Origin of the sequence: Methylosinus sp. (assembly GCF_036560965.1) — a bacterium.
In the GTDB taxonomy this organism is placed as follows: Bacteria; Pseudomonadota; Alphaproteobacteria; order Rhizobiales; family Beijerinckiaceae; genus Methylosinus.
In genome coordinates, this window is record NZ_DATBQF010000056.1 from 129,189 (window position 1) to 139,312 (window position 10,124).

At 63.2% G+C, this 10,124-nt stretch carries 7 protein-coding genes; 1 reads left to right on the forward strand and 6 read right to left on the reverse strand.

The genetic code is table 11. The annotated features are described in order from the left end of the window. Nucleotides 1-104: 104 nt before the first annotated feature. The 6 genes from VIF40_RS14700 to VIF40_RS14725 form a co-directional block, all read right to left on the reverse strand. On the reverse strand, nucleotides 105-764 hold the full coding sequence (locus VIF40_RS14700) for a response regulator transcription factor (protein ID WP_331938257.1): 660 nt from the start codon (nucleotides 762-764) through the stop codon (nucleotides 105-107). Then, nucleotides 761-1,831, reverse strand: coding sequence for a HAMP domain-containing sensor histidine kinase (locus VIF40_RS14705; protein ID WP_331938258.1), 1,071 nt, complete (start codon nucleotides 1,829-1,831; stop codon nucleotides 761-763). The genes VIF40_RS14700 and VIF40_RS14705 overlap by 4 nt, the downstream gene beginning before the upstream one ends. 112 nt (nucleotides 1,832-1,943) lie before the next feature. Beyond that, nucleotides 1,944-2,261 carry a hypothetical protein gene (locus tag VIF40_RS14710; protein WP_331938259.1) on the reverse strand — a complete coding sequence of 106 codons (318 nt, stop codon included), beginning with the start codon at nucleotides 2,259-2,261 and terminating at the stop codon, nucleotides 1,944-1,946. Nucleotides 2,262-2,293: 32 nt separating this feature from the next. Then, nucleotides 2,294-3,790 carry an efflux transporter outer membrane subunit gene (locus tag VIF40_RS14715; protein WP_331938260.1) on the reverse strand — a complete coding sequence of 499 codons (1,497 nt, stop codon included), beginning with the start codon at nucleotides 3,788-3,790 and terminating at the stop codon, nucleotides 2,294-2,296. Between the two features lie 35 nt (nucleotides 3,791-3,825). Next, nucleotides 3,826-6,933 (reverse strand): CusA/CzcA family heavy metal efflux RND transporter, encoded by a 3,108-nt coding sequence (locus VIF40_RS14720; RefSeq protein ID WP_331938261.1) that lies wholly within the window; start codon nucleotides 6,931-6,933, stop codon nucleotides 3,826-3,828. Further along, a complete protein-coding gene (locus VIF40_RS14725; RefSeq protein WP_331938262.1) occupies nucleotides 6,926-8,131 on the reverse strand; it encodes an efflux RND transporter periplasmic adaptor subunit in 1,206 nt (401 codons plus the stop codon). Before VIF40_RS14725 ends, VIF40_RS14720 begins: the two co-directional genes overlap by 8 nt. 357 nt (nucleotides 8,132-8,488) lie before the next feature. Here VIF40_RS14725 and VIF40_RS14730 point away from each other — a divergent pair, with 357 nt between their 5' ends. Continuing rightward, the gene (locus VIF40_RS14730; RefSeq protein WP_331938263.1) at nucleotides 8,489-9,559 is read left to right on the forward strand and encodes a hypothetical protein; all 1,071 of its coding nucleotides are present in this window, start codon (nucleotides 8,489-8,491) and stop codon (nucleotides 9,557-9,559) included. Nucleotides 9,560-10,124: the final 565 nt, after the last annotated feature.

Sequence of the window (10,124 nt, forward strand, 5' to 3'; positions counted from 1 at the left end):
ATAGTCGCTTATGGATCCACACGTCTGTCCCTTCGGGAGTCTCAAACTTCCTTCTGAATATCAGAGACCCGACACCGACGCCGTCGATGATCGTCATCACGTCATCAACTCAGTTCGACGAGGTCTGTGTCTGAACCAACGATGCGATGGTAGAATCGAACGAGCTCAGCAAACGACTCCGCGCGCATTTTTCGCATGACCTGGCCGCGTCGCGCCTTTATCGTGACCTCGCTCAGTTGGAGCTGCGCCGCGATTTGCTTGTTCAAGAGCCCGGATACGGCCAGCTTCATCACCTCCCGCTCGCCATCCGACAGGCTCGCGTAGCGACGCTGGAGCTCGGTTGTCACGCGCTCCATTCGCCTGCGCGCCAGATCTCGCGATAGGCATATCTGTATCGCATCGACAAGATCCTGCTCGCGAAACGGCTTAGTCAAGAAGTCGATCGCGCCGGCCTTCATCGCTCGCACCGACATGGGCACGTCGCCATGCGCCGTGATGAAAATGATCGGCATGCGCATTCCCGCGCTCGTCAATTCCTGCTGAAACTCGAGGCCGCTCACGCCGGGCATGCGCACATCCAGCACGAGACATGACGGCGCGTCCGGCTTTTCGCTTCGCGAGAAGTCCTTCGGCGACGCGAATGTCTTGGCGCGCAGCCCGATGGACGCCAGCAGATCCTCGAGAGACTCTCGAATCGACTGGTCGTCATCGACGACATAGACGATCGGCGACTCTGCTTCCTGCGCGTCGACGGCCATATTCATGCGCCCTTCTTCTTCCGTCCCGGCAGGAGGAAATGAAATTCGGCGCCTCCCTCCGCTTTGGCGGCGGCCCAAATCCGACCGCTATGCGCCTCGACGATCGATCGGCTGATCGCGAGGCCTATGCCGGTTCCATCCGTCTTCGTCGTGTAAAAGGCTTCGAAAATCGTCTCGAGCCGATCCGGCGCGACGCCATGGCCGGAATCGCTAACGATCAGCTCGACGCGCTTTTCATCCGCGAGCCGCGCCTCTATCGACACGCGCGGCTCCGAGCGCGCTCGCGCGACGGAGTCTATGGCGTTCAGCATGATATTCAACAGCACCAGCTCGATTTGAACGGCCTCGGCGTAGATTTCGAGCGGGGCGCCCGCGAACATCACCGTCACCGCGACATTGTTGCGCTGCAGCTCGGTCTCGCTCTGCGCGAGGACCTGATCGACAACGGACATCACATCGATCCAATTCGCATTGAGCTTCGGCAGCTTGTAGAGATTCCGAACACGGGCAACGATCCCGCTGGTGCGATTGGCGTCGCCGATCATCCGTTCCACCGCCTGCCGCGCCTTCGGCAGGTTGGGAGGATCGCACGCCAGCCAGTTCAAGCATGCGTTTCCACTCGCGATGATCCCGGTGAGGGGCTGATTGACCTCATGCGCGATCGAGGCCGTCGTCTCGCTCAAGGAATTGACCCGTGCGAGCCGGATCAGCTGGGCGCGCGCCGCCTGCTCGGCGAGGGTCGCCTCCGCGCTCTTCAGCGCGAGATAAGTGGTCGCCGCAATCGCGCTGACGCTCAAAGCGCAATTGACCACGCCCGGCCCATAGGCGCCCGCGTGGCTCAGCATGAAGCTCGCCACTGTCAGAGCAATGCAGCCGAACGAAATCGCGAGCACGCCGCGGGTCGGAAGAAACCCGGTCGCGATCAGGACGACGACGACATAAAGGACAGAGACGGCGATCTCGAAGTCCGTCACCGTATCCCCGACAAAAATCGCAGCCGCCAGAGCGAGCATGGACGCCCAGCGCATGACGGCTCCACGCTTGCCGCGCATGAAGCCTGCTGTCCCGACCAATCGAGCAATCTCCCTGCTGTGGCGTCGATTTCGCAAGATAGAGCTTAGATCATCTCGGCCGTGACGTGAACGCCCGATCGCGCGAGGCGCTTGTCCTGCGCCGCAGCTCTGCTCATCGGCACCGGACGACATATTGCCTCGCATAGGTCGGCGGCGCCTCCGGCCAGGATGCGCGCTGCGCGTCGAAAAGCTCGAAGCGGTCGGAGCAGATTTCCGCCGCGAGCCGGCGCGCAAAGGCGTCGAGGCGCTCTCGCCGAGCCGATGCGACGTCGAGCAGGAGATCGGAAGCGCTGAGCCGCAAGACATGCGTGTCGGCGCCGATTGTCTCATGCGAAAACCAGATATCGCCATCGCCGCGCGGAATCGCGGGCTCCGGGGCGCCGGTCACGACCGTGCAGAAGAAGCAGAGACCTCGTAGAACAGCATCCATTGTCGCCTCGATCTGTCGAGCGCCGCCCAGCGTCAGAGCGACGCCGCGGCCGCGTGCGATTTGGCGTCTCGACGGTTCCACCAGCCGCCGCCCAACGCCTGAAACAGCGCCACCGTATCGGCGAAGCGCGAGGCCCGCGCGTCGACGAGCGCCGTCGTCGTGTCGAGATAGGCGCGCTGCGCCTCTATCACGATCGGAACATTGACCAAGCCCTGCTCGAGCTGGCGTTGGATCAGCTCGACATTTCGCCTCGCCGAGCTCTCGGCCGCGGTCGCCGCCGCGATCGCCTGGCTGTCCGACCGTAGCGCGGACAAGGCGTCGGCGACGTTCTGGAACGCCGCCAGCACGACGCTGCGATATTGCGCGAAGGAACGGCTGGCGCCCTCCTCTGCGGCGCGCTGCTTATAGGCGAGCGTGCCCGCATCGAAAACCTTCTGCGCCAAATGACTGCCGACCTGCCACATGGCTCCGCTCGGCGACAGATCCGGCGCATTGGACGATGTTTTGCCGATATTCGCCGACAAGGTGATCTGCGGCAGCCGATCGGCGATCGCCGCGCCGATCTGCGCATTCGCTTCGTGAAGCGAGGCTTCCGCCGCCCGAACGTCCGGCCGCTGGCGTATCAGATCGCCGGGAACGCTCAATGGCAAGGCGCGAGGAAGACCGAAGGAGGCGAGCCGAAATGTCGGAGACGGCGGATCGGCGGGAAAGCGGCCGGTGAGAAAAGCGAGGAGATGACGCTGCGTGGCGAGCGACTGCACGAGCGGCGGCAGCGCCAGACGCGATTGCGCGAGCGCCGTCTCCTGCGTCATGACGTCGGACGAGGCGACATGTCCGATTTCGAATTGTCGCCGCAAAATGCTCAAGAGCTTCGTCTGCAATGCGATGACGCGATTGGTGGCGTCGATTTGTCCGCGTAGCCGCGCCTCTTCGATCGCCGCGAGGGCGACATTGGAGGCGAGCGTCAGATAGACGCCTTCTCTCTGGAACGCCTGCAATTCGACCTCCGCATCCGCGGATTCGATTTGCCGCCGCGTTCCGCCCCAGATGTCCGGCGCGAAGGACACGCTCACTTGCCGCGTGACCACGCTGTATCGCGACGGTCCCGTCGAGGTTTCGCCCGTGCTCGGATCGACGGTCGGCGCGACGGCGATCTTTTGCCGATTTGCGTCGAGCATCGCGTCCACCGACGGGAAGAGCGCGCCCCGTTGCGCAAGCGCATTGGCGCGCGCGACGCGCACGGCGGCTTCGGCGGCCGTCAGATCGGAATTATGCGCGATCGCCTCGCGCACCAGCTGGTTCAAGCCCTCCGAGCGCAGCAGCCCCCACCATTGGGCGGGAATTTCGGCGCCGCTCACGAGCTTCAATCCGTCGAGCGGAGCCGATCCGGCGCGATCGTCATGCGCCGTCGGCAGGAAGCTCGACACGGAAGGCGCGCTCGGCGGGTGAAAGTCGGGACCGACTGCGCATCCCGACAAGAACATCAGGACCGATGATCCGAGCGACAGACGGCACAGGTGCGTGGTCACGATCGTCCAATGCCTGAATTCGAAAGTTGAAGGGCTCATTGGACGATGTGCTCGCTTGCTTCCGGCTCCCGCCGCGGAGCGCGCCGAAGCGCCCGCTGCTCGAGGAGAAAATAGAAGACGGGAATGATGAACAGCGTGAGCAATGTCGCCGTCAGAAGGCCGCCGGCGACGACGGTGCCGACCCCGCGCTGCACATCGCTGCCCACGCCTGTCGCGACCGCCGCCGGCAACATGCCGACCGTGGCCACGGTCGCCGTCATCAGCACCGGCCGTAGCCGCTCCTCGGCGCCCGCCGCCACGGCTTCGCGCAGCGGCAGCCCGCTCAGTCGAGCGCGATTGAGATTGGCGACCATCACGACGCCATTCATGATCGCAACGCCGAACAGAGCGATGAAGCCGACGCTCGATGCGACATTCAGCGTCGTGCCGGTCGCATGGATCGCGACGAGCCCGCCCAGTGTCGCAAGCGGCACGATGCCGAGCACGAGCAGAGCTTGGCGGAGAACGCCGAATCCGGGATAGAGCAGAACGATCATCAGGCCGATCACGAGCCCCATCATGGCGATGAGCCGCCGCTCCGCGCGGCGTTGGTTCTCGAATTGCCCGCCCCATTCGACCTGATATTTGCGAGGATCGAAGCTCACCTTCTTGCTCACGCCGGCTCGAGCGTCCTCGAGCAGGGACGAGAGATCGCGATCACGATAGTTGAGCTTGACGGTAAGATGCCGACGATTCATCTCGCGCGTGATCGTGCTCTCGCCGGCCTGCAGCGTGATCTTCGCGATTTGCGACAACGGTATGAGAGCGCCGTCGCTCGACGTCAGCGTGAGATCGCCGAGCGCCTCCGGGCTGCTGCGCGCTGCTGCCGAGAAGCGAACCGTGGCGTCGTATCGACGTTCTCCGATGAAGATCTGGCTCACGGGAGCGCCGCCGATTCCCTTTTCGATCAGATCGGCGATGTCGGACACATTGATGCCGTAGCGCGCCGTCGCCTCGCGATCGACCTTGATGGCGATCTGCGGAAGCGGCGGCTCCTGATCGATCGCGACATCGGCGGAGCCCGGTGTCGCTCGGAGGACCTCGACGATTTCGCGCGCGATTCTGCGCAGCTCGCCGAAATCGTCGCCATATATCTTGACGACGAGCTGGCTATGCGCGCCGGAGATCTTGTCGTTGACGCCGTCGATCATCGGCTGGCTGAAGCCGACGTCGAATCCGCTCAGCGCCTTATAGCGCGCGGACATCCGCGATATCAGCTGCTGCTTGGTGTCGCCCGACTCCCAAGAGTCGTAGGGCCGGAGCCCGACGCTGGCTTCGATATGCGACGGCGTCCAAGGATCGGTGCCGTCGTCATTGCGTCCCAATTGCGTCACGACATAAGACACTTCGGGAAATTCCAGCGTCGCGCGGCGCAGATCGGCCGCCATTTCCGTCGCCTTGCGGAGCGACAGGCCGGCGGGCATCTGAACCTGAAGCCAGATGGAGCCTTCATCGAGCTCCGGCAGAAACTCCCGGCCCACTGTCGCGCCGAGAACGATCACCGCGACGGCTGTGATCGCTGCGCAGCAAAGCGCGATCGTCGGCCGATCGAGAAGGTGGCCGAGCGCGCGCCGATATCGCGACTCGAGCCATGCGATCACAGGATTGTGGAAGAGCCGCGTCGGCCGCCGATAGGCCACAAAAGCCAATCCGGGAACGATGACGAGGGCGAAGGTCAGCGCGCCGAACTGGGCGTAGCCGACCGCGAAGACCATCGGAGTGAAGAGCTTCGCCTCGACGCGCTGGAACGCGAACAACGGCAGATAGGTGACGATGATGACCAGTGTGGCGAAGAAGATCGGCCTGGCGACCTGCGTCGCGGTCTCGCGCATGTCCAGCGCCGTGAGCGGCTCGTCGGGTTTCGCCTCGCGGCGTCGCAGAACCGCCTCCGCCATGACGATCGAGGCGTCGACGATAATTCCGAAGTCGATCGCGCCGAGCGACAGAAGATTGGCCGGCACTCTGGTGAGATTCATCAGCGAGAAGGCCGCCAGCATGGCGAAGGGAACCGTCATGCCGACGATCAGCGCGCCGCGCGGGCTGCCCAGAAAAAGGATCAGAATGATGAGAACGAGCCCGATCCCCTCGAACACCGTTCGCGACACTTTCTCGACTGTCGCGTCGACGAGACCGGAACGATCGAGATACGGCGCGATCCGCACGTCCGACGCTTCGAGCGTCGCATTCAGCTCGTCGACCTTCGCATGCACGCCTTCGAGAACGCGAGACGGATTTTCGCCTCGAAGCAGCAGGACAATGCCGGAAAGAGTGTCATTCCTCTGGTCCTTGCCGAGAATGCCGCGACGTTCCTGATTGCTCAGCTTCAATTTTCCGAGATCATGGACGAAGATCGGCGATCCGCCACGCTGCGCGACGACGATGTTCCCCATGTCCTCGAGCGTCTGAACGAGACCGACGCCGCGAATGACATAATCGAGCTCGCCGCGCGTCAGCACGCTTCCGCCGGAATTCGAGCTGTTGGACTCGATCGCGTCCGTGACGTTCTTCAGCGACACATTGAAGCGCATGAGCTGCACGGGGTCGAGCTCGAGCTGAAATTGCGTTGTGACGCCACCGAAATTGGAGACATCCGCCACGCCCGCGACCTGCTTGAGCGCGGGAATGATCGTCCATCGCTGCAGCTCGGAGAGCTCGCGGAGGCCTTTCGTGCTCGATTCGAGCGTGTAGCGATAGATTTCGCCGATCGGCGATGTCAGAGGATCGAGTCCCGGCGAAACGCCATCGGGCAGAGTGACGTTCTGCAACCGCTCCGAGATGCGTTGGCGCGCCCAATAATCCTCGACGCCGTCCCTGAAGACGAGCGTGATCAAGGACAGCCCGAATGTGCTCTTGGAGCGCATCATGATCAGCCCGGGCGTGCCGTTCAATTCTCGTTCGAGCGGAACGGTGATCTGCTGCTCGACCTCCTCCGCCGCGAGGCCGGGCGCCTGTGTGATGACCTGCGACGTCACATCGGCGATATCGGGATAAGCCTCGAGCGCGAGCTGGGTCCAGGAGTAGTAGCCGAAGATCGCCACGGCGATCGCGATCACCCAGACGAGCAGGCGTCGATCGAGAGCGAGCTCGACCAGGCGATCAATCATCGAGGAGCACTCCGCCTTTCACGATGACGCGATCGCCGACCCGAAGACCGGATCGAATGACCGCCTGGCCGTCCCTCTCGAAGCGAAGGTCGACGGATCGCGCTTCGAACGCCCAAGGCTCGACCTCGACCCAAGCTTGGGTTGTATCGTCCTTCAGCAGAAGGGCGCTGGTGGGAACGACCGGCGCCGGCTCCTTCGGCGAGAAGAAGGTGACGGTGCCGAACATGCCGGGCTTCAGCTTCATGCGCGGATTGTCGAAGGCGATGCGGACCTTGGTGCGGCGCGTGTCGGTGTCGAGCGAGTCGCTCACGAAGGAAACCGCTCCCTCGAATGTTTCGCCCGGATATGCGGCCAGCGAGACCTCGATCTTCTGCCCCTCCGAGACACGCGTCGTGTCCTTCTCCGGTAGATTTGCGGTGACGAAAATCTGGTTCAGATTCGCGATCGTCAGAAATGACGCGGTGGTGTCGTTCCAATAGGCGCCCGCTGCGACGGAGAGCTCGAGCACGCTTCCCGAAATCGGCGCGCGAACGACGATGATGCGCGACTTGTCGGATGTCTCTGGATCGACGCCGACTTGCCGCAGCCGCGCATCGGCGCGGCGAAACTCCGCATTCGCGGTGATGAGATCGGCGTCGGCTTGCTGAATATCCTTGAGCGCGACGCCGCCGCCGACGCCGAGAGAATGGAGCCGCTTCTGGTTCTTGGCGGCGAGATCGAGCAGCACCTTGCCGCGATCGTAATCGGCGTAGGCGGTGTAGAGATCGGGAGAATCCATCACGAGGAGGGGTTGTCCGCGCTCCACTCTTTCGCCGAGACGTATCTTCAGCTCGGTCACGCGCCCCGCCAGCGGCGGCAGAACTTTCATGAGCCGCGCGGGATCGGCCTCGACAACGGCCGGGATCATCAGATCATGCGCGATCTCCTTCTGCGCCACGGCGTCGACCGTCAATTGTCGGCGCAGAGGCGATCCCTCCGGGACGCGGATGCGGTCGCCTTCCTTTATGAAGGCCTCCGGTGTCGCCGCAGGGGCGGAAGATGCGGCGCGATGCGTCGCGCGATAGAGGATCGCGCTCGCGGCGACGAGGATCAGCGCGGCCGCCGCGCCGGCATAAAGACGAAAGCGCGGTTGCGACGCGAAAGCGCGCGCGCCGGGCGCGCGCGAAGCGGCCGACGCTCGAAATTCTTCCCCATGCATCGAATAGATTCCTTTGAAGCGCCACGCCGTCGCCAATTAGAGGCTCCGCGCTACGCCTATTACGCTGGGAACAGCTTGAGCGCGAGCCATGCAAACGGATGGCGCGACGATACTAAAGTCTATCACGCTTCGACGATGTCGCTCATTGACAAAAAAGCGCGCGCTGGACAGTTTCGCGCGAGACGCCCCTCGCGCTCGAGAAGACGAATGCGACTATTTCTCGCGCAGACGACCATTTCGCGCTTCGCAATTCTTTCGTGCTTCGAGGCGATGGCGGCCGCTTGCCTTGGCCTGCACATGGGGGAAGGGAGCGCCGCAGCCGCTGAGGAGACCATCGATCGCGAGCGAGCCTCGGCGATGATCGCCGTCGGAGAGCAGAAGCATCTCCAATGGTCGGAAGCTCAGTACACCCGCGGAAATGAGCTTCTGAGACTCGGCCAGCAAGAGAGGAAGCTGTCGAAGCTCGCCGAGGCGATCGACGCCTATCACGCGGCTCTGACGGGAATCTCCCGAGCGCGCCTTCCGCGCCAATGGGCTCGAATCGAGAACAACATCGGCATCGCGACCTTTATGATCGGCGAGCGCGCCAATGATCAGGAGAGGATCAGCGAGGCAATAGGCATTTTTCGACAAGCGCTGGACGAGGGAAGGCTCGCGCAGAGCGCCGCCGACCGGGGCGCGACGCTAAAGAATCTCGGGATTGCGCTTCTCGCGCTCGGCCAACGGAAAGGGGAGCGCGGCGCTCTGAGCGAGGCTGTGGCGAGCTTCGAGGACGCTCTGAAGGAGCTCGACCCAGATCGATCGCCGGCCGAATGGGCGGCGATCAAAGTGTATTTTGGTGACGCGCTCATCGGCTCGGCCGCGCTCGAGCGGCAAACAGAGAATAGGTCGCGAGCGATCATGGCTTATAGAGAGGCCTTGGCGGTCTTCGCCCGGATCGGCGCGCCTCGCGAGCGGGCGATGGTTCAAGTGAAACTGGGGAGCGCCTTGCTCGCGAACGGCGACGCCGAGAGAGACATTCTTTCGGCGATCGACGCATCTCGCGAGGCTCTGAAGGCGCTTTCAGGCGAGGCGGATTCGATGCAGAGACTACGGGCCGAGATAGGTCTCGGCAATGCGCTGAAGCGTTGGGGCGAGAGCACAAGTGACCGGATCAGCCTGGAAGAGGCTGTCGACAGCTATCGTCGATCCCTGTCGATGCTTACGCGGCGAGACTCGCCGCTGATATGGGCGAGTGTCCAGAACAATCTGGGCGGCGCGCTGGCGATCCTCGGCCGAATCGAGGGTGATGCGACGAAGATGAGGGAAGCGATATCGGCCTTTCGGTCGGCGCTCGAAGAATGGACGCCGGAGCGCGCCATGCGCGAGAATGAGATCGTGCGGAGAAATATCGTTCGAGCGTCATCGGCGCTCGAAAGCGTCAAATGAGAGTTCCGACGTGACTCACGCACGATCTCCTGCGGCTACGAGAGCGCTCAATGCAGTGCCGTTCGGGGGAGCATGTCCGAGCGTGGGCGGCTTCAGGTGACGGCTGCTGTCGATGCGAATGGAGCTTTGTGGTTGGAGATGTTCGGGAGCCAGCATTGGAATGCCTACCGGAGGGTTGTGTCGCAAATTTTGGCTCTGTCGCGAATTTTTCTCGCGGGTCGGTGGGGCTATGATCACAGGGGAGTGGGGCTGGCGGAACAGTGCAATGATCGATTTCAAGCGCGAGGACGCCGCCGGCAATAACGGGACCGTTCAATTAGATGCGGGAATGTCGGAAATCGGCGGAATCGGACGTTAGCCCCACGGGCGGGACGCGGCTGCAATGGGTCACAGTTCCCCCTTCGCCCTCGGGAACGGGGAACTCGCGCCAGGGAACTAAACCGCTCTCGCGGTAGTTTGCGGCCGGCGTTTCGGGCGGGCTGCGGGTAACGGGTGGTCGGCGAACTGTCTGAAGATCGTGGGGTTAGCAACCTCGCTTCAGACAGGAGCAACGCATGACAATGGA